The organism is Mesotoga sp. H07pep.5.4, assembly GCF_003664935.1.
Taxonomy (GTDB): Bacteria; Thermotogota; Thermotogae; order Petrotogales; family Kosmotogaceae; genus Mesotoga; species Mesotoga prima.
In genome coordinates this window covers 159,794-179,519 of record NZ_JFHM01000011.1, presented here as the reverse complement: position 1 = coordinate 179,519, position 19,726 = coordinate 159,794, and the positions used below count along the sequence as shown (strand labels likewise).

The window sequence follows — 19,726 nt, the reverse complement described above, 5'->3', positions numbered from 1 at the left end:
TGAAGGTAACCGAGAAGAATCAACTGTGGGAAGCGGATATAACCTTTGTAAAGACCAGAGAAGAGCTTGTAGCCATACTAACTGTCCTGGACGTGTACGACAGAAACGTAGTCGGAACTTATGTGGGAACCTCATGCAAAAAAGAGGACTTCATTGAGCTAATTAAACTCTTGATTGAGAACAGGGGAAGACCTCAGTTCATTAGAACAGATAATGGAAGTCAGTTCAGAGCAATCAACACGGGTATATTCATGAATGAAGAAGAGATTGCACACGAATTCGGAATGAAGAGAAATCCAAATTCACAGGCTTATATTGAATCCTTCTTCTCATCCTTGAAAAGGGAATTCGTTGAAAACAACGAGTTTCTCAATCTAAACGATCTATGCAAGAAATTCAACGTCTATCTTGGTTTCTATAACAAACTGAGGCCTCATGGATCTCTGAATTACAATTCACCGATTGATTTCTCTCAAATTCAAAGCAATTTCGAGGAAGTGTTAGTTAAACCCTAGTGTCCTTATATTATTCTCCAATAATCAAGGGTCAGACCGCTCAGAAAGCCGGTCCTTCGATTGGATCGAAAAGCAGATCCCTAAACAAGTTCGAGATTACATTGTTGTGACTGCGAATACGTCACATCGTGTCTGAACTTGTTTCAGTATCCCGGCGGGCTTTCTGAAAACGTGAAATCACGTGATGCTCGTTTCAGCATCACGGTTTTGAGAGCCGCTGGGCACTTGCTGAGAGTTGCTAAGCACCGTGAAGAGCCGTCCTTGGTTTTTCATGAGAGCAGTTGCAAACTGCGGTGTGCCAAAAGTAAAAACACTACATTCAGTTCTTTGCTGTGTCATCCTTCCACTTATATATTCATTCGTTGTAATTGTCTCCAAAGATCCCGAAACAAGTTCAGACGGAATCCCTGACGAAGAACCAAGAACCTGGACGCGTAGCGTCGGAACGAAGAACTGCTCTTTTTTGGGATGGCTCTTCACATCGATCAGCGTCTCTAAGGATCGAGATTCTAAAACAAGTTCAGAATGACGGGCTGTTGTGTTTTTGCTTTCGGGTCTTTAACCTCCAACTAGGAACTGAGAACTTACGACTGATCTTTCAGTATGTCGGATTGCGTCGTTTGATCTCCATCTTCGTGCCTCTGTTCTCATGCCTCTTTCTTCCCTAACGATTTTGATCCAATCGGAAAGCAAATCATTGATTTTGGACGGCGGAGGACGTCTTTTCGAAGCGTTAAACGAGCAGCGAAATTCGTTTCTTATTCTGCGTCGGCAGACCAGGTTCGAATCGACTCCCTACGAAGTTATAATTGTCACCTGGAGAATTCGTTCCAGCTTCGCCTTCACGGATGCACTTCAGTGCATTTTATTCCGCTATCTCATATTCGAACAAATCGAGTCTGCTTCTCCTCATTTTCCACACTTTAGATCGGAGCAAATATATCCTATTTAAAACTTCTGTTTCAAATTCCAAAAAAGTTAGCTTGTCACAGTATTTCCTGTTATAATGTGGTTGAGAGATCTCATTGCAGGCAATCCTAGACAAAATGCTTCTGAGACAATAGAGCGATTTATCCTTGCATTGCTGTGGAGTACCTGTATACTATCTCATCAAAGCATCGAATTTTGTGAAACGGACTTGTCTCACAATGATTCTTACTTGCGCCTTTCAAACGACGCAATTCTCTAGGAAAGAGATGATACACCTCAATTCTTATGAAACAGCTAATGGGCTGTGTTTTCTTGACGTAGTCACATGGCGAGGTTTTTTCATGTGCTTTAAGAGGTCAAAGGCCTCTAAACTGGGGATGTTCCCCATAAATCATTTTGTAGGAGGGGTTTCATTTGCGCAAAACGTTGTTAGTCCTGATTGTGGTTGCCGCAATCGTAAGTCTTGGTTGGGCATGCACAACTGTAGTTGTGACCAAGGGTGCATCTGTTGATGGCTCAGTAATGACGAGTCATTCATGCGACTGTGGAGAGTGCGATTTCAGGTATGTTTACATTCCAGCTGCCGATTTCGAGGCAGGTTCAAAGAGACCGGTTTACCCGTTCCACGAACCGTATCCTCGATATATTGGTAAGGATATGGGTCCAACATACGATGATCCTAACTTCTCACCTTACGAACCACTTGGCTACATTGATCAAGTCGAGCACACTTTCGCCTATTACGAAGCTGCTTACGGAGTTATCAACGAACATCAGGTTGCCATCGGCGAATGTACCTGCTCAGCAAAGGTCTACGCTCAGCCCGTAGCAAACGAGTGTATCTTTGATATTTCGGCTCTTTCAAAGGTAGCTCTTGAGAGATGTACAACCGCCAGAGATGCAGTCAAGCTCATGGGAGATCTCGCCGTTGAATACGGTTATTACGGATGGGGAGAAACTCTTACAGTGACAGATCCTAACGAAGCATGGGTCTTCGAAGTCTGTGCATCACCGGACAAGAAGAGTGCACTATGGGCAGCCAAAAAGGTTCCCGATGGTGAAGTCTTCGTCGAGGCCAACATCTTCAGAATTAGAGAGCTAGATCCGGAAAATCCAGATATGATGTTCTCTCCAAATCTGATCGAAGTTGCAACGGAAGCAGGCTGGTATGATCCTAGCACGGGTCCTATCGACTGGATGGCAACAGTTAGCACAGGTGAATATTCTCAGCCATATTACAGTTTGAGAAGAATCTGGAGAGTTCTTGACAGAGTGGCTCCTTCAAAAGAGTTTTCTCCATGGGTAGAAGACGGCTTTACAACTGATTACCCGTTCTCCGTTGTCCCCGATGAAAAACTCTCTGTTGCCGACGTGATTTCTCTGTTCAGGGATTTCTACGAGGGTACGGAATTTGATCTTACCGAAGGACTCGCAGCAGGACCTTTTGGCAATCCAAATCGCTACGCAGGCTCCAGTAAGCTAATAAAGGGCAGCTGGGAAAGGGCGATTTCAATATTCAGATGTGATTATGTCTTTGTTTCACAGGTAAGAAGCTGGCTTCCCGATCCAATCGGTGGAGTAATATGGTTCGGCGCAGCTGCACCGCACGAATCGATACTAGTTCCTCTATACTGTGGTATCAACGACGTCCCCTACGCATTTGATCACGGAAATCTCCATGAATTCGATCGTAATGTAGCCGGTTGGGCAATGAACTTCATGGGCAACTGGGCAGAACTAAAATTCAGCTACATTTATCCTGAGATACAGGCCCTTCAACAGAAGATTGAAGACAAGCTCTTCGCGGTTCAGCCTGCAATAGAGGCTGCTGCACTCAAGCTTTACGAAGTTGATCCCGAACTCTGTAAGGAGTTCCTCACAGATTACGTTGCCGGTATCACTAATGATGTTATGGACCAGGTATGGGATTTCAACGAATATCTAATTACGAAGTACAGAGATGGGTACATAAACATTCCGAATGTTGGTTCTTCGGCAGGATATCCTGACTGGTGGCTTGATGCAGTTGGATACGACGAAGGTCACATCTTCGGAGATGACGGTTACAAAGCAAAATAGCGTCTCATAGCACTCCTTTCGTATTAAAGGTTGTTCAAAAGAGGCCGTCCCTAGTGGGCGGCCTTTGATTTTCGAAAATTATTACTGATTGCAAATCGCACTTTTTTTCGTTGAATTAGAAGATTGTTGTGACCTGTATTTACATATGATCAATCGATAAAAACGATTATCAGGAGCCTCTCTAGAGATAATGAAAATGGTTGACAGTACAGGTTGAAGGTTTACCATTACAAGCCTGAGAAGACAGTAGTGTTTGTGTGCAAGAAATCGATGCGTACGAAAATCATTGCTTTCCGGCCGTTGAACCGCTTCTAACTCCATACTTATTAAGAAGAAAGGCCGAAAGAAGAACAGTGGCAGGTATTGAGAGTATTATTCCTATGCTCCCGGAAACGGCTCTAATAATCTCCGTTGCAATTACATCCATGTTGATTATCCTTATAACTGTCGTCTCATACGCAAGAAAGACGAGCATTAGGAAAATTGAACTTCCCGTATAGGCGAGAATAAGGGTGTTAGTCATGGTTCCCATTATGTCCCTGCCAATATTGAAGCCAGACTTCACGAGTTTGCCCGTTGTCATTTCTGGGTTAATGGATTTCATCTCGTACATTGCCGAAGAGATAGACATGGCAACATCCATAACAGCACCGAGCGTTCCAATGATTATCCCTGCGAAGAGCAGGCCCATAAAATCGAATTCAATATTCTGGGGTATGTAGACAAGCATTGTTGCTTCATCGCTGCTTAAGCCGGTAAGGTTCGCCAGCGAACCGGTTACATATGCTATTAAGCTTGCAGAAAGCACACCACATAACGTACCAAAGATTGCTGATAGGGACTTTGTGTTCACTCCGGCAACGATTGCAAAGGTAAGAATAGTGATTACTGCCGCCGACAGCGAAGAAGCACCAATGGGGTTGAACCCCTTAAGAATCAAAGGCAGCATCACTTTGATTACTATCAAGCCCGTGAGAGTAAGAGTAATGAAGGACTTGAGTCCAGAGATCCTCCCGATAAGAAGAAGCAGACAAATGAAAACCAGAACGATAGCGAAGACGTATCTTTGCCTAACAAAGTCGATAATGTGAAAGGTCACCTCATCCCTCTCATCCATATACAGCACCACAGTATCGCCCTTTTCAACTCGGATATCCATCGCCGGATTATCTGTGAAGTGATTCTCGATCACAACTTCTTCTCCTGCATAGGTCCCAGTCAGCACCTTAACTCTGAGAGTTTGTAGTCCCTTTGCCGAGTAGCCACCAGTTTCATCGAAACTGATCATTTCGATCACTCTTCCTTTTATGGTACTTTGATCGTTTGCCGAAGCATCGATGAACGTGAATAGCACATAGCCAAACACAACCGCTCCAATGACGTAAAGAAAAACGTTTTTCATGCTCAACTTGAATCCTCCTGAATTCCCATGGTGACGTTAGAAATTATATCATCATCTCGAAGCCAAGGAAGTAGTATTGCTCTTTTAATTAGCTTCAGATGCGTCTCATAGCCATCGAATTGTTTGAGGCCATAGATCATCTAACGTGAGAAACGAAATCCATCAGCACCGTTCTAAAAAAGACGCTTACTGGATCTTCCAAAAGAGTGATCTTAATCAGAGATCTTGATGCATAACGAAATCGCTCTCTTGGGAGCTTCTCTTCTCGCTAACTCAAACGGTATTTCTAGGACGAAGCAATAACTTCATTAGTTTCTGACAGTCAGTTCTCAATGCAGCATTTGCAGTGTCTGGCGAGTTGAGTTTCTCTTCATTTCTAACATTCTCTTTGATTTCCCGGTTAAGAAGGTTCCGAAGATTTTCGCAAATGTGAAGGTAACAGGTGTCGAGATCTGCGCTGACATCTCTGGAAAGGAAAGAGAGATTTGCAAGCTACAAGAGAAACGCTGGACGACCTTGTTCTTAAGCGGACCGTTAATTCTCCAAGCAGGGATGTAAATATTACCTCTTCAAATCCTGGAATACGAAGGGAATCCATGCAACAGAGCATAGAAGCTCTTGAGATTGCAGCGCAACTTGAAGCTATTGTTGTAACTGTTCATCCCGGATGGATGTTCACTTAGAAGGATAGGTTCGTGCGTTGTTTCGAAACGAATCTGGAGAGTTTTCACAGGATCGCCAGAAAGGGTAGAGATCTAGATCTGAAAATTGCAGCTGAAGTAATGAAAAAGAAACCAATGGAGATCATTGCTGAGCATGAACACCTCGACTCGCTTCTCGAGTACATTGACCTCGACTGTATCGAAACTACTTTCGACATAGCACATGCGACAAGCTTTTTCAAGAATCTCGTGGATGGAGAAGCCTTAAATGGGATGATCATCAACTGCATGCGAAGACTTAGAAAGATGCACAATGTCCACCTAAGCAGTGCTACATCGGCAAAGGTAGATACTCCATTGCTAAGGGGTTAATACGATTTCTTCTCGGTTCTTAAAATCTTGCGAAAATCACGAAGGCATTATCAGAATCGAAGAGTTTGCTCCTGGACAAGGAATGCAGATTCTTCGTAAAGATGAGGTAGTCACTTCTAAGTGGAAGGAGATGCTAAGTGATGTCGAACAAAAAACTACCGACTCCTAAAGAAGCGAATCATCGGCAGTAGGAAGCTTATGAGATTAGCGATTACGGATTCAGCCCCCTGATCGCCTGCTGAAGTGGAAGCAAAATAGTCAGAATCTCCGAACACAGCATCATTCTCTTCTGCTGCAAAGGCGAGGGGAAAATCCAGCTAATGGAAAGCTTTGTAGACGAAGAATTCAGTATTTTTCAGTTACGCATTTCGGAAGTCTTAGATTCGTGCCTCCAGTCAAGTATCACGAGAGACTTTCTAGAATCAATCCCATTGAGTCAGTGAGACACTCCATTGCACTGGACAAGATTCTTATCCCTGAAGGCTTCAAGCACCTCCTGACAACTGATGCAAGAAAGGAGTTTCGTGTTCCTTCTTCTTCAACGGAAGAAGGTCCAGACTTTTCTAAGGCCAGGTTGCAGAGATAATACCCGCTGGCAAGATTTTGCCGGTCGTCCCGAGATGAAAAACACTCAAGTAGACAGTTCTGTTGCAAGAGCAATGGACAGGCGCAATTTAGTTCTTGTGAATTTTCCCGCGGGAGATGTCATTCGTCTCTTCCCGATATGCAGCTGAAGGTTATGGCTGCACAGGAATCGACAAAGCTACTTCTCTGAGGTTCAGAAGTGCATAGTTCACCAGATAAGGAACACCATGAGATATGTTACCTGGAGGGATCGTAAACCTCTTGCACACGATCTAAAGACGGTTTATCAGGCACCTACAAGAGAGGCAGGATGGAATGCATTACTTGCACTAGAAGAGAAATGGGGGAACAAATACCTCTTGTCAATAAAAAGCTGGAAGGATAACTGGGAAACTCTATCAACCTTCTTTCAATATCCAGAGGAACTGAGAAGATTGGTTTATACAACTAATCCCATTGAATCAGTTAATAGACAACTCAGAAAGGTGACGAAGAACAAAGGAGTCTTTCCAACAGATACTTCTCTCTTAAAGATGGCTTATCTAGCAATAATAAATATAACAAAGAAATGGACAGTAAGAACTCCTGATTGGCCCAGGATCCTTACTCAACTTGTGATAAAGTATGAAAGATTAGCTAAGTATATAAGCTGATTCTTAAACCCATTACAAAAAAGGCGTTTACACAAAAAAAGAGACAGAACCATCTTCTCACTCAAAAGCAGCCAATTACGCCATTCCCAACAGGTTCTTTGAAGAGATGAACCTCGCCGATATGACAAAATATCATCATCCCCTGTCGAAATATCCGATTCTTGATCCATGAGCCGTGTGCGCGACCCGTACGCATGGTTCTGTGAAAGGACGAGGGGCTCCGCCACTCTCCAGCTCGATGGTACTTCTTTCCCATCTGTGGTCATACGCTCTTCTCTGCGAACGGAGAACCTCTCAACGGTCAACCAGTCTCTCTTGCTCTTACGAACCCGCCACCTGCTACCACCGACCACGGTTTCTCATAAGCCCAGATCCCGGATCAAGTCCGGGATGACAGTGCTACTTGATTGCGAAAACGTCACATTACGTCATCTGAACTCGTTTCAAAATCTCGACCTAAGAGCCGCTGTGCGGTAAAGAACGAAGACCCGCTGTACGCCGTGAAAAACCGTCCTTCCCCAAATCGTGGACCCGTCCCTATAAAGAGCAGTTCTCCGTTCCGACGCTGCGCGTCCAGGTTCTTCGTTCTTGGATAAGATCAACACGAAGATCCCAAAACAAGTTCGGGATGACGCAGTGAGAAACTTCCCAAAGCCGATGTCGGGATAACTTCCTCAGTTGCATTGAATCCCTGAATTGATTGCCGGTTCTCTTCACGAGACCCCATACGCTGTAATCGATACCTGCCCTTCGCGCCATGCTGAACTTGTTTCAGAATCTCGATGATCCTTTCTTTTAGTCACCTTCAGCTTTTCCTCGGATAACGGAGAACCTCTCAACGGTCAACCAGTCTCTCTTGCTCTTACGAACCCCCAACCACGGTCTTACAACTCCAGATCCTGGAATAAATCAGATGACATAGTGAATGAGTTATGGGAAGTTGCAGATGTTCGACGTCCCCGGTAGAACTGGGAATCATGAATGGTGCAGCGCTTCTGTTCGCCAAACTCAGACTCGGGTCCCCAGACCCGCTCTGGAGATAAGAGTTTTCTCTTCCGAATCCAACGTCACTTTGTCCAGGCCTCTCATCTGCAAAAAAAAAGGCCCCATAAAGGGACCTCTTTCATTTAACGGGGACTTATTCGGTGAAATCTATTGTTCTCTTTACGCTCTTTTTGCTGTGAAACTCTAACTGATCTTCTTCCTGGAAATCATCGAAGCCTACCGCCTTGATTCCGCACTCTTTTGGGGCGTCGACTCGGCTTACATCATCTTTGTAGTGTTTTAAGACTTCTATTGCAAGGTCTGCCACTTCCTCGTTTCTTCTGTAAACTCTCATCTTGCCCTTTTTCAATACATATCCGTCGTTGATCTGTACACCGGCAATGGTCCCAACCTTACTAATTTTGAAAAGCTGCTTTATGTGGCCATGACCGATTACTTCATCGACCTCTTCCGGCTCTAAAAGCCCCTCAAGAGCTTTCTTCAAATCGTCTATCAGATTGAAGATTATCTCGTAGACCTTTATCTGAACTCCTTCAACTTCGGCCTGCTTTCTCGCCATTGCATCGGGTTTTACCTTAAACCCCATTATAACTGCGTCGGATGCAGATGCAAGCATCACGTCACTCGAATTCACTGAACCTATACCGGAATGAACTACTTCAATCTTCACGTCACTGTTCTCAAGCTTAGCCATTGCCTGTTTCAGGGCTTCGACAGTACCAAAAGAATCTGCCTTCAATATAAGCTTAAGTTCCTTTTTCTCATCGGTGGTTCCGGTCATTGACAGGAACTCTTCGAGTCTGACGTGGCGTTTGGTGGTGACAGATTTCTCTTTCTGGGCTTGACTTTTCGCAAAGTCCGCCAGAGACCTGGAGGTATCGAGATCATCAACTGCGTATACTATGCTATGTACATCTGGCACCTCATCAAAACCAATGATCTGTACCGGGTCGGATGGATTAGCCTCCTTAACACGCTTTCCATATTCGTTTATCAGCGCTTTTACTCTGCCCGAAGCCGAGCCCGCAACAACATAGCTTCCCGGTTTCAGCACCCCATCTTTGATCACCAGAGTAGCTAGCGGGCCCACTGCCTTGTCCAGCCTGGAATCTATTATAATACCTCTTGCATTTCCTTCCGGGATGCATTTGATATCGGCTACTTCGGCAACCAGGAGTATCATTTCGAGGACATCTTCCACGCCCTTTCCAGTCTTGGCAGATACGGGAACCATTACTGTGTCTCCTCCCCAGTCTTCTGGAACAAGTCCAAGCTTTGAAGCAAGCTGCTGTTTTGTGAGGTCAACATTGGCGTTCGGTTTATCGATCTTGTTTATTGCGACTATTATGGGAACGTTCGCTGTCTTGGCGTGGTTATATGCCTCTATGGTCTGTGGCATAACTCCATCGTCCGCCGCGACAACAAGAACCACGATATCCGTCGCCTGAGCGCCTCTGGCTCTCATTTCGGTAAAGGCTTCGTGCCCTGGCGTGTCAATGAATGTTATCTTCTTATTTCTTACTTCGACCTGGTAGGCACCGATCGTCTGTGTAATTCCACCGATCTCGTCTTCAGCAACTTTTGCCTTCCTTATTCTGTCGAGAAGGGTGGTCTTACCATGGTCGACGTGCCCCATTACGGTCACAACCGGTGGCCTCTGAACAAGTCTGGAACTCTCCTTATAAGCATCAGAGTACGCACTTACAATAGCATCAAAAGGATTGATCTCCTGTTCATGGATCAGTTCCACTTCCCATTCGTAGTTCTTAGCAATGTTCATCGCGTCTTCAACAGAAAGTATCTGACCGGGACGAAGTATTATGCCGTTCATAAACTGATCCTTGATCACCTTAGAAATCGGAACGTTCATCTTCTTCGCGAGTACATCAAGCTTGAACTCATTACTCTTTAGCTTGATTGTCCTTGCTTTATGTTCAACCGGTATTTTCTTCTCGGTTGGCGGCTCCTCAATGGAGACCAGTTTCTTCTCAAGTTTTTTTGCCTCTTTTTCCTGAATCTTGCTCTTCGCCTTTTCGGCCTTTCTCAGAGTCTCTTTCTTTTCTTCCTCATAGAGACCGACGATAATATTCACGGTCTCTTCGTCAAGAACTGACATGTGGTTCTTGACGGTAACACCGAGCTCCTCAAGTTCATCCAGCAGCTCTCTTGCCGTTATATTAAGTCTCTTAGCAAGCTCGTACACTCTGGCTTTTGGCATAGCTCAGTCACCTCCCGCCTGTGTGATTATCTTTGAGATTTCGTCTGCAAGGCCGTCATCGGCAATTGCCACTGCAGATATGTTGTCCTTGCCGATGGCCCTTCCCAGAGCGACGCGGTCGTGTTCTTTGAGGAGGATACAGCTTGCCCCATGGCTCTTGCACCTCTTTACCCAGTCTTCCTTTATCGAATCGCTGGTATCGCTAGCCAGAATCAAAGATTTCCTCTTGAATGGCTGCCTCAAGTAACTTCTTAGTTGTTCTTTACCAAACACAACCTTGTTTGCCCTTCTACCTATTCCTAGGAGAGATAAAACTCTCTTTTCATCCATTTTATGCCCTCGATCAACGATATTTGAGGACTACTACTCTGGTTCCCACATTCGCCTTTTCTTTCAGTTCCAGCTTTTCACACTGTTCAAAGGGCTCTCCGGCAAGAAAGTCTTCAACTCCCGCAAGCTGAAAAGTGAGATCCTTTGTCTTGAAGTGCATCGGCACGACGTAAGAAGGAGCTAGATCTCTAGTAAGCTCTCGAGCTAACCCTGCATCAATCGTATACACTCCACCGACAGGAACAAGGAGAATATCAGGACTCTTCAATGTCTCTGTTAAGTCTGGGCCCAGTCGGTGGCCAAGATCGCCGCAGTGAACAACTCTGAATCCGTCGGGAGTTGTCACCTCGAAGATGATATTCTTACCGCGTTTCTTTCCTTCAACATCATCATGAAATGTGGGATGGCCTTTGATAATGAAACCGTAAACTTTCTCGCTCACCGGCTGATTCACAAGTATGTACCCTGACTCAAATCGGTTGTGTGCATTGTGGTCGTGGTGCTGATGAGATTCCAGAATAATGTCCGGCTTAACCTCGGGCAACTCATAACCGACACCTTCATCGAAGGGATCGATCAAAAGAGTCTTTCCATCGCATTCAAGCGAAAAACACGAATGTCCATGCCATCTCAAAACCATATTCATCACCCAGATATTTATTATATCATGGGTTCAGTCACATGTTTATCGAAAGCAAGCGCCGCTAGAGAGCCAAAGCCTTGAGCTCAAAGCCATTGCTGTTCCTGAGAGATATGATCCCCTTTTTGAAGTCGATTGTCCCGTAGGAGCCACCGGTCTGGTCTTTAGGCAGAGAAAGGCTGCCCGGATTCATGAAGATGATCCCATTATCTCTTCTGAGGAGGGAAATGTGGGTATGACCGGAAATTACAATTCCACGTTCGAAAGGCACCTCGTGTTTCATGTGGCCATGCGAAATGAAGATTCCTAAATCGTTTATCAGCAATGTGAGTGCGCTCGCCGCATTTTCCAATCCGACAAGTTCGAGGTCTATCTCGCTGTCGCAGTTACCTCTGACGCCTACAATTCTGCCGCTGAACTTTGCTAGAAGAGTTGCAAGTCCTTTTGGATCGTATCCTTCAGGCAAAGGATTCCTTGGACCGTGATATAGGAAATCACCACTATGCATGATCAAAGTATTTTGACCTACTTCTTCAAGTATTCTCGTCAAAGGCGATAAAGCACCGTGAGTATCGGACAGCACTAGTACCTTTTCAACCATCTGAAATATAAGGCAGTGCCTCCTTTGCAGGAAATCTGTATTTCTTCATCAACGGTTTCATTTGAAACGCCAAGCGGCTTTCCATAATCGAGAGATGCGTCGGTTAGTGGAAATTTGAAACCTTCTAGAGAGACTATTGTCTGCTGGCCGCCATATGGAAAGAGGGACCAGATCTCACCTCGATTTACAAAGAGGGTCATTTCTCTAGAGACCATACCGATTTCGACGTTCTCTTCGATAATAGTAGCTTTGAGAGTGTGTCTTAGACCATATATAGACGCTAAGGTCCCCATGAAATGATCTAGCCGGAGACCCGTTGCGCCAAAGATTTCTACATTTGAAAAACCACGCTCCTCAAGGGCTTGAAGCGCGATTTGGGTGTCTGTGTCATCCTTCTCGGGGGGATAAATTAGCACAAGCGATCCTCTTCCTTTGCACCACTGGAGGGTCTCCTGGCTTACGGAATCCATATCGCCTACAAGGAGATCGGGATGTCTCCCCAGGCTTTTAAGCATTTCTGCCCCTGAATCGGCGGCCGAAACAAATGATGTCTCATTGAGTTTCCTGAAATAGAACTCAATAGTAGATATGTATTGTCCACCTACAAACAGCAGGGCCTTCGTCTTCATTTCGACTTCCCCAGTCCTAACTGATTTCTATATTTATTGACGGTTCTTCTGGCTATGCTGATATCTCTGTTGTTAAGCTCGATAACAAGCTCTGCATCTGAAATGTCTGGGTTGCCTCTGACAATTTCGGCAATCACCTCAAGAGCCTGTTCCTTCTCCTGCAAATTTCCAAAGAAGTACCTGATCGGAAAAGTCCCTACAGGAGTCTGAACGAACTTATCCTTAACAGCTCTGCTTACCGTTGAAACTACAACTCCTATCTTGTCGGCAACTGAATTCATCTTCAACGGTCTTATCTTTTCGCTGGTCTTAAGTAGAAATGGCGCGTTCCTTATCACTATTTCGTTGCCAATTGTTATCAGCGTTGCCTTTCTCCTTTCGAGAGCGCTTATGTAGAACTTTGCTTCCTCGAGTTTCTCTTCAAGATATTTCTTTGCTGTTTTTTCGCCGTGTTCCATGATCTCCTCATACGACTCGTCAACACTGAGTACAAGTGAATAGTCCCTTACCGTAACAATGAACTTCTCATCGATAAACTCTATATAGAGATCTGGTTCAACGTATCTTACAAAAGCGCCGTCACTGTATCCCGAAGAAGGGAAGAGACCCGGTCCCAACAGGGCCTCTATCTCTTCCCTTGAAGATGCAAAGATGCCGTCGAAACCCCCGTCCCTCATAGTCGAGATGACACAGCAAAGCCCATCGACGGAACAGTGATTCTCGCGAGCAATCTTTTCCAGATCCTCAGTAAGCATTCCTAGATCGTCCATGTAATCAAGGAGTATTTCGAAAAGGGAGAAAAGATCATCGTCAAGGATATAGAAAGCGAAATCTCTGAGTATTTCTCTGAACGTTGGTTGCTGTGCTTCAATCCGGTCGAAGTCCCATCCATCCCTGTCAGTACTTTCAGGTTTCATGTAGATCGAGTTGTTTTCGGGAAGTGAGTAAAGATCTCCATCTTCTGTGTTTTCCTCGTCTTCTGGAGAGCTTTCCAGATCGCTTTTCCCTTCTATTAGCTCATAATCCTCTCTCTTCATTTCAAGAAGCGGGTTGGCTTGAACTATCTCTTCTAACTCGGCCGTAATTTCCATTGAATTCAGTTGAAGGAGCTTCAAAGCCTGCTGAGCTTTGAGAGAAAGTCCGAGTTTTTGTTCGAGACGTTGAGAGACATTATGATTGAGTTCCATTAATTCTTCCCCTTCACTTCTGTTCCAGTTCCTTAAAAACCAGTGAGTAAAAATCGGCTATTTGAGAAGCTGAGTTGCAGGGCTCTGAAACAATCGATAGCTCTGCAGCTCTGCCCATGAAATACATAGCAAGTATCGCCGATTTGGTCAGTTCGCCCGTTTGTGAAGCGAAACCGGCAATAGTTCCTGAAAGAAGGTCACCGCTCCCTGCCTTTGCGAGACCGGTATTCCCCGTCGTATTTATGGTTATCTTTCCTTTGTCATCACATAGTACAGACGAAGCCCCCTTCAGAATGGCAGTTGTTCTGTTACCAACGCAAAACTGAATGAAGGATTTAAGATCAGTCTTACCTTCGTTCATCCGCGCAAACTCACCAATGTGCGGTGTTATTATGATTCTTTCAGATCGGGCGAGGACCGAGAGATCCTTTGAGAGAGCGTAAAGTCCATCTGCGTCTACGACGAAATTTTTATCCGGGAAACTCTGGAGCAATTTAAGAATGAACTCAATACTTTCTTTTTCTCTTCCAGCACCCGGACCAACAACAATCGAGTCGATTTTTTCCATGATTTTTGGAAGTAGCTCGATATCTCCTGGGATGAGGAAGTCCCCCCGACTTTCATAAGCGATGGCCTCGGGAAGGTTGTTTCTTATAACGGTTGCAGATCCCTTAGGGGTGTATGTGTAGACCATTCCACAACCAGATCGGAACGCCCCTAGAGCGGAGAGATACGGAGCACCTGTATAAATGTTGCTTCCCCCTACAACAAGCACGGAACCGAACGTGCCTTTGTAACTGTTAGGAACTCTTTCCGGAATGAGTTTTGAAACCATCTCATCATCAATGATTTCTGGCTCAGCAAGAGAATCCATCACATTCTTTGGAAAGCCTGCACTTCCTACCACTATATCGCCGCAGAACTCGCGCCCCGGATAGAGAAAATGGCCTGTCTTGGCCAATCCAAAGGTAACCGTTTTGTGAGCCCTGAAGCAGGATTTTGAAATGCTGCCATCGAATCCAGACACTCCGGAGGGAATGTCCACGGCCAGCCTGATTACGTCCAGTCGATTAACAAAATCAAATATCTGTGCGACTCCTGATTCGAGGTCTCCGTGAAACCCAGTCCCAAAGACTGCGTCGATTGCTATGTCAGCTTTTGAAAGGAGTTCCTCCACGTCGGTCTTCTCTCCGATTACTATGGTCTGGCCGCCAAGCGAACTGTACAAAGTTGCGTTCGCTTTACAGTCAACCGTCGAGGGAACATAGCACTGAACAACCTTTACACGAATTCCAGCACATAGAAGCAACCTTGCAACTGTGTATCCGTCTCCCCCGTTATTACCTCCGCCGCATAGGACGACTGCGTTACTCAAGCTGAATCTTCTAATCTCTTCGAAGACGCTGCGAGCTGCTTCTTCCATTAGAAGTAATGAAGGCACTCCGCTGTCTATTATAGTTTCATCTATTTTCCTCATTTGGTCGGGAAACGCTACTTTCAAATCATCACCCCTAAATCAGATCTTATCATTTTTCTCTTTCTCCTGGCATGTTATAATCTCGCGAAGAGGTGGACAAGATGAAACATTGCTTGGTACTCGTCATCGCTTTTTCTTTGCTTGTCGGAGCATCGTTGCTCGCTTCTGAAAGTGTATACGATGACCTGACCCTGTTTATCCAGCAAATCGTTGAAGCGGGCGATATAGACGCACTGGTTGGGATTCACTTTCATTTAGCCGATACTGAAAGTGCCGATTCAGGATACAGAGACCTAGATTTGAAGGCAAGAATTATCATGGTCGGCGGTGAGGATTTTTACATAGAGTTTTTCGAGCCGGACGAACTGAGTAAGATAGCTCTGGTTTATCTTATCAGAGAGGAAGTGGTCTTCAGCGTTGTGGACGGCGACCCCTGGAAGCAGTACAAATCTACTTACCAGACGGATTTTATTGCGAAGTTAATTGAGGATTTCTTCAGCGGTCTCCTTGATTCGAGAAACTTCACCTGGACAGTAAGTACCGAAGAGGAGAGAAGGATTTATATGATCGATCCTTCCGAGCAAAGGCTGAAAGTTCTCGGCCTTCTCGGTGGTGGGGGTTATCTTCCAAATCTTATGCATATCCACGTCTCTTTGCTGAGAAAAGAAGGCTACTTTCCGAAAATAGAGTACGTGAAAATAACCGACAGGGTAGGCGACGAGTATCTTCTCATCGAAATAGAGGAGTTCAAGACTGTAGTCGATAGATCGATATTCACTGAACTCAGAAGTAAATACTACGAAACCTTTCAGAAGTAATCGCTCCTTATATGTATCAGTATTCTTGGAATGTCTATGTCTAGGTCTCTGTCGTGAGGTCTGGTTGTTACAGTGAAATCTCTGAGCCTTATATATACGCTCTTTCTTACCCTTACCTCACCTCTGATCAACAGATAGCAACCTTTATATATCTCGGCAAAGACTCTTTTTGAATTCCTTTCGTCAAAACGGATATCGAAGATCTCCTCTGTCTCCCTTGCACTTCTGTAACCGAAGATCATCACTCTAAAAAATCCTCCCCGGACAGTTGATTCCGGGTCTGTTATTGCCTCTCCGTATAGTGTTATCTCGTTAAATGAAAGGGACAGATCGACTCACCTCAGCTAACCGCTTGAAATTTCGATGGCCCGAATGTGTTATCATCTTCTTGTCAGATAACGGAGGTAGCCATGAGCGAAAAACCACGAATTGCTTTAATAGCTCACGATAAGAAAAAGATAGATCTGATAATGTTCGTAAGGGAGCACGTAGATGTCTTCAAAAAGTGCGCCCTTTTTGCAACCAGCACGACCGGTAACATCCTAAGGGAGAAAGTGAAACTAGAGCTCACTTCCTTCAAATCAGGCCCCTTGGGGGGAGATCTTCAAATAGGCTCCCTGGTTGCCAGCGATGAAATCGATTTCGTCATCTTTTTAAGAGACCCGCTAACGGCTCAACCTCATGAACCGGATGTAAGCGCACTTCTAAGAGTGTGCGATGTTCACAATAAGCCGTTAGCAACTAACCTCGCGACGGCAGAAGCCCTGGTAATGGAGATCAGAAGGTTTCTCAAGCTTTCTGATGTCGGGAAGGAATAGTATATTTCCCGGGAATATAGCGTATTCCCCAAACTTCTTCTCTATTTCCAGCACAGTTTCCAGAAGTTCTTTTTCTTTTTCAAAGAGAGAGAGCTGTCTTTGATTCTTCTTTTCGCTTAGAGCCCAGCACGATATTCCTATTGCCCTCACAGATGTACCGTTCCAGATTGATCTGATAAGCCAGGGGGTGATCTCCGTAATATCCTTTATCGATGAAATTGTGAAACTCAACTTCTTTGAAAGAGCCTTGGAGCTTCTATCTGCATATCTCAAGAAGAGACTGATACCGGAACCTTCCATCTTGTATCTTCCCATCCTGTAGATTACCCTTGCCGCCAGGAAATTAGTTACTCTAACTATGAGATCGAAATCGCTTATGTCTCCCGAAAGTGTCATTGAATGACCCACGGATTTTGGTCTTTCTTCTTTGAAAAACTCCTTTCTGGAAAACCTGTTGTTTTTAAGGCTCTGGAGAAAACCCATGAAGGCGTTCCCAAACATTGTGTAAAGATCCATCGGAGAGTCATCCAACCCTTTTAAAAGCTCCCCTGTCGTTCTGTACCCCATAGATTCCAACTTTATTAGTGTGTGTCTTCCGATCCCCGGAACGTCTTTCACGGGTATCTCGTTCAAAAACTCTCTTTCCATACCATCTTTGACAACTACAAACCCATTTGGCTTTGAATAATCACTTGCGATTTTAGATATTATCGGGTTTACCGATATTCCAACGGAGGCCGTTATTCCAAATCTCTCTTTCAAATCTCTTTTGAAGGAAATAAATCTATTTATGGATTCCTCCAGCCTGGTGTGAAAGCTCAGGTCTAGATAAGCCTCGTCCACACTTGCAACCATTACCCTGGGCGATACCGACGTCAACATCTTCATGATCTCTTTCGAGACATAGCCGTATTTCTTTGACTGTACTCCAACAGCTATCAGATCGGGACAGAGCTTAACAGCCTCGAAGAAGGCCATTCCAGATTTGACCCCGAATCTCTTAGCCTCGTAACTCGCCGAAGTCACTACCGAATGCCTCTTTCCGATTCCCGTTACGGCTATCGGTTTGCCCTTTAAAGTTGGATTTGCCGCCTGCTCGATACTTGCGAAAAACGCATCCATATCTATATGAGATACATAAGAAATTCCTTTCAAGACAATCAACCCCCAAGAGTATAGCTGTACCACTTCTTCGAATCTTCTTCGAATTCAAGATTGTAAGCTCCAAGTGTCGTCAATACGGAAAAATGGTAGACTTTCTGGGTTCCCACAGCCTCTACCCAAAAAGAAGTGACAGCATTTACGATTATTTTTATACCATCATAACTGAATTTTATCGGAACAAAATAATCTTCATGAAAATATACAAGCACCTTTGTAAGCCTCTTATAGGTCCCCATAAATATCACCACTTAGATATTAGGTATAAATAATTATAACAGATGAATTTCCAAAAAGGCAAGTATTGTTAGAATTATTTTTCTTGAAGTTCTATAGGAGCTTTACAGCAAGAAGACAAGCCGTTCTTCCTTCTACGGTTGAAGGAAATTGCGACTGTCCTCTTGCATACAGAGCATACCCATATGTGTACCGGAAGTCCTTCATATTCGGCCACAATATCGAATCCCAACTCTTGAGAGAGCTTGCGGAACTCCGGAGAATTATGAGAGAAGTCCCTGTCGTTCATCATCAAATAGAAGTGGGAAAGCTCATGAAGCAAGGTTTTCTTAAGAAGCTCCTCATTGTCGGATATAGAAGAAGAGATTTCGATCCTCAGCGGCGTCAGCATCTCACGGCTCTTAGAGTAAACAAGCCTGCCAAGTACCCTCTTAAGTCTGGAGTTGAAGGAGAAGGGTATGTCAGGAAAGACCCCGAAGGCCCTAAGGGAAAGCTCTCTAGCCTTTGTAGCAAGGTTTCTGTCTGCTGAATCCATCCTATCTCCCTTCTGTTGAAGAAGAACGGCTTGCACGAAATCAACTGCGAAAAGTAGTTGCTCATGCAAAAACATTAGGAGCGGTAATCACCGCTCCTATGACAGTACTATCATTACTTCGCCTGCGTCTATGTTATCTCCTTTTTTTACCCTGATCTCTTTCACAGTACCTGCATCTTCTGAAAGAACACTGTTCTCCATCTTCATGGCTTCCAGCATCACAACTTTCTGACCTGGGGAGACCGAATCTCCAACAGACACGAGCACGTCGAGTATAGTGCCTGACATCGGAGAAAGTATGTTGATCCCTTTTCCCGATCCACTGGTATGCTGTACGGGTTCAACCGATTTTTCAGCCTCCCTAACCGTCTCTGTAGGTTTGGGTCTTTCCACTGCTTCTACTTTTTGAGCAGTCTCCTGTTTCTGAGCTGCGCTCACCGGATTAGAACCTGCCGCCGAAGAAAGCTCCTCAATCTCGACGTCGTATTCCTTACCGTTAACTCGCACTATAAATCTTCTCAATTTCTGCTCCTCCTCACTTTCCAGTAGACGGTCGGTTCTCTACGTTTCCACTGCGAAGCTCTGGCCGAGGGAACCGGAGAGACACTTCTAATTCTGAAATCGCTGTGACCGATTACGGCGTTGACCGCCGCGGCTATCGCCGCAATAACTTCTTCCTCATCGTCCGCTATACTCCTCAGAGGCGCCGATACAGAGTTGAAAGTGGTCTTTTCACTAACGGCTTTCATTCGGTGCCCCTCTTCTCTGGATAGCAGTTTCCCTAGAACATTGAAAATTACGTACAGCATTGCGAGAACAAGAAAAACAATGGCAACTCCTATGAGGGTTATCTGAACATAATCTGGCATCAG

Annotated in this window: 19 protein-coding genes and 1 pseudogene; 6 read left to right on the top strand and 14 right to left on the bottom strand. The window is 44.9% G+C overall.

Features of this window, described 5'->3' with window-relative positions; translation table 11 throughout:
- Both Y696_RS07885 and Y696_RS07875 read left to right on the top strand, forming a co-directional pair.
- Nucleotides 1-515: DDE-type integrase/transposase/recombinase (locus Y696_RS07885; RefSeq protein ID WP_147431776.1), on the top strand; the 515-nt coding region annotated here is incomplete at its 5' end.
- A 1,344-nt stretch (nucleotides 516-1,859) separates the two neighbouring features.
- The gene (locus Y696_RS07875; RefSeq protein WP_006487104.1) at nucleotides 1,860-3,524 is read left to right on the top strand and encodes a dipeptidase; all 1,665 of its coding nucleotides are present in this window, start codon (nucleotides 1,860-1,862) and stop codon (nucleotides 3,522-3,524) included.
- A gap of 283 nt (nucleotides 3,525-3,807) precedes the next feature.
- Here the strand turns inward: Y696_RS07875 and Y696_RS07870 are convergent, their stop codons facing one another.
- Nucleotides 3,808-4,926 carry a YibE/F family protein gene (locus Y696_RS07870; RefSeq protein WP_259459891.1) on the bottom strand — a complete coding sequence of 373 codons (1,119 nt, stop codon included), beginning with the start codon at nucleotides 4,924-4,926 and terminating at the stop codon, nucleotides 3,808-3,810.
- A gap of 695 nt (nucleotides 4,927-5,621) precedes the next feature.
- Here Y696_RS07870 and Y696_RS07865 point away from each other — a divergent pair.
- Together Y696_RS07865 and Y696_RS07855 are read left to right on the top strand one after the other, a co-directional pair.
- Entirely contained in the window at nucleotides 5,622-5,960 is a 339-nt protein-coding gene (locus Y696_RS07865; protein ID WP_006487100.1) for a hypothetical protein, read from the top strand.
- 770 nt (nucleotides 5,961-6,730) lie between these two features.
- Nucleotides 6,731-7,198: pseudogene (locus Y696_RS07855) on the top strand (transposase); the annotation flags it as partial.
- A gap of 1,138 nt (nucleotides 7,199-8,336) precedes the next feature.
- Here the strand turns inward: Y696_RS07855 and infB are convergent.
- From infB to Y696_RS07820, 7 genes are all read right to left on the bottom strand, one after another.
- Nucleotides 8,337-10,421, bottom strand: coding sequence for a translation initiation factor IF-2 (gene infB, locus Y696_RS07850; protein WP_121510177.1), 2,085 nt, complete (start codon nucleotides 10,419-10,421; stop codon nucleotides 8,337-8,339).
- A gap of 3 nt (nucleotides 10,422-10,424) precedes the next feature.
- On the bottom strand, nucleotides 10,425-10,751 hold the full coding sequence (locus tag Y696_RS07845; RefSeq protein WP_006487088.1) for a ribosomal L7Ae/L30e/S12e/Gadd45 family protein: 327 nt from the start codon (nucleotides 10,749-10,751) through the stop codon (nucleotides 10,425-10,427).
- Nucleotides 10,752-10,764: 13 nt separating this feature from the next.
- A complete protein-coding gene (locus Y696_RS07840) occupies nucleotides 10,765-11,391 on the bottom strand; it encodes an MBL fold metallo-hydrolase (RefSeq protein ID WP_257211883.1) in 627 nt (208 codons plus the stop codon).
- 64 nt (nucleotides 11,392-11,455) lie between these two features.
- Nucleotides 11,456-11,974, bottom strand: coding sequence for a phosphodiesterase (yfcE, locus tag Y696_RS07835; RefSeq protein WP_259459888.1), 519 nt, complete (start codon nucleotides 11,972-11,974; stop codon nucleotides 11,456-11,458).
- A complete protein-coding gene (locus Y696_RS07830) occupies nucleotides 11,974-12,621 on the bottom strand; it encodes a thiamine diphosphokinase (protein ID WP_121510176.1) in 648 nt (215 codons plus the stop codon). Before Y696_RS07830 ends, yfcE begins: the two co-directional genes overlap by 1 nt.
- Nucleotides 12,618-13,808: an RNA polymerase subunit sigma-54 gene (locus Y696_RS07825; RefSeq protein WP_121510175.1), complete on the bottom strand. Its 1,191-nt coding sequence runs from the start codon at nucleotides 13,806-13,808 to the stop codon at nucleotides 12,618-12,620. Before Y696_RS07825 ends, Y696_RS07830 begins: the two co-directional genes overlap by 4 nt.
- Nucleotides 13,809-13,821: 13 nt before the next feature.
- Nucleotides 13,822-15,309: an NAD(P)H-hydrate dehydratase gene (locus Y696_RS07820; protein ID WP_121510174.1), complete on the bottom strand. Its 1,488-nt coding sequence runs from the start codon at nucleotides 15,307-15,309 to the stop codon at nucleotides 13,822-13,824.
- A 77-nt stretch (nucleotides 15,310-15,386) separates the two neighbouring features.
- Here Y696_RS07820 and Y696_RS07815 point away from each other — a divergent pair, with 77 nt between their 5' ends.
- Nucleotides 15,387-16,103 (top strand): hypothetical protein, encoded by a 717-nt coding sequence (locus Y696_RS07815; protein ID WP_121510173.1) that lies wholly within the window; start codon nucleotides 15,387-15,389, stop codon nucleotides 16,101-16,103.
- Here the strand turns inward: Y696_RS07815 and Y696_RS07810 are convergent.
- Nucleotides 16,094-16,345 (bottom strand): hypothetical protein, encoded by a 252-nt coding sequence (locus Y696_RS07810; protein ID WP_099771480.1) that lies wholly within the window; start codon nucleotides 16,343-16,345, stop codon nucleotides 16,094-16,096. The genes Y696_RS07815 and Y696_RS07810 overlap by 10 nt on opposite strands.
- Before the next feature lie 168 nt (nucleotides 16,346-16,513).
- On the opposite strand from Y696_RS07810, the gene Y696_RS07805 reads away from it, so the two are divergent.
- Nucleotides 16,514-16,921 (top strand): methylglyoxal synthase, encoded by a 408-nt coding sequence (locus Y696_RS07805; protein WP_006487072.1) that lies wholly within the window; start codon nucleotides 16,514-16,516, stop codon nucleotides 16,919-16,921.
- Here Y696_RS07805 and Y696_RS07800 read toward each other — a convergent pair.
- The 5 genes from Y696_RS07800 to Y696_RS07780 all read right to left on the bottom strand — a co-directional run bounded on the left by Y696_RS07800 (nucleotide 16,838) and on the right by Y696_RS07780 (nucleotide 19,723).
- Nucleotides 16,838-18,076 carry a DNA polymerase IV gene (locus Y696_RS07800; protein WP_099771462.1) on the bottom strand — a complete coding sequence of 413 codons (1,239 nt, stop codon included), beginning with the start codon at nucleotides 18,074-18,076 and terminating at the stop codon, nucleotides 16,838-16,840. The genes Y696_RS07805 and Y696_RS07800 overlap by 84 nt on opposite strands.
- 5 nt (nucleotides 18,077-18,081) lie before the next feature.
- Complete coding sequence (locus tag Y696_RS07795) at nucleotides 18,082-18,321, bottom strand: hypothetical protein (RefSeq protein ID WP_257211880.1); 240 nt, start codon at nucleotides 18,319-18,321, stop codon at nucleotides 18,082-18,084.
- 74 nt (nucleotides 18,322-18,395) lie between these two features.
- Nucleotides 18,396-18,854, bottom strand: coding sequence for a SprT-like domain-containing protein (locus Y696_RS07790; protein ID WP_121510181.1), 459 nt, complete (start codon nucleotides 18,852-18,854; stop codon nucleotides 18,396-18,398).
- 96 nt (nucleotides 18,855-18,950) lie between these two features.
- A complete protein-coding gene (locus Y696_RS07785; protein WP_121510172.1) occupies nucleotides 18,951-19,376 on the bottom strand; it encodes a biotin/lipoyl-containing protein in 426 nt (141 codons plus the stop codon).
- Entirely contained in the window at nucleotides 19,373-19,723 is a 351-nt protein-coding gene (locus Y696_RS07780) for an OadG family protein (protein WP_121510171.1), read from the bottom strand. The genes Y696_RS07785 and Y696_RS07780 overlap by 4 nt, the downstream gene beginning before the upstream one ends.
- Nucleotides 19,724-19,726 lie beyond the last annotated feature (3 nt).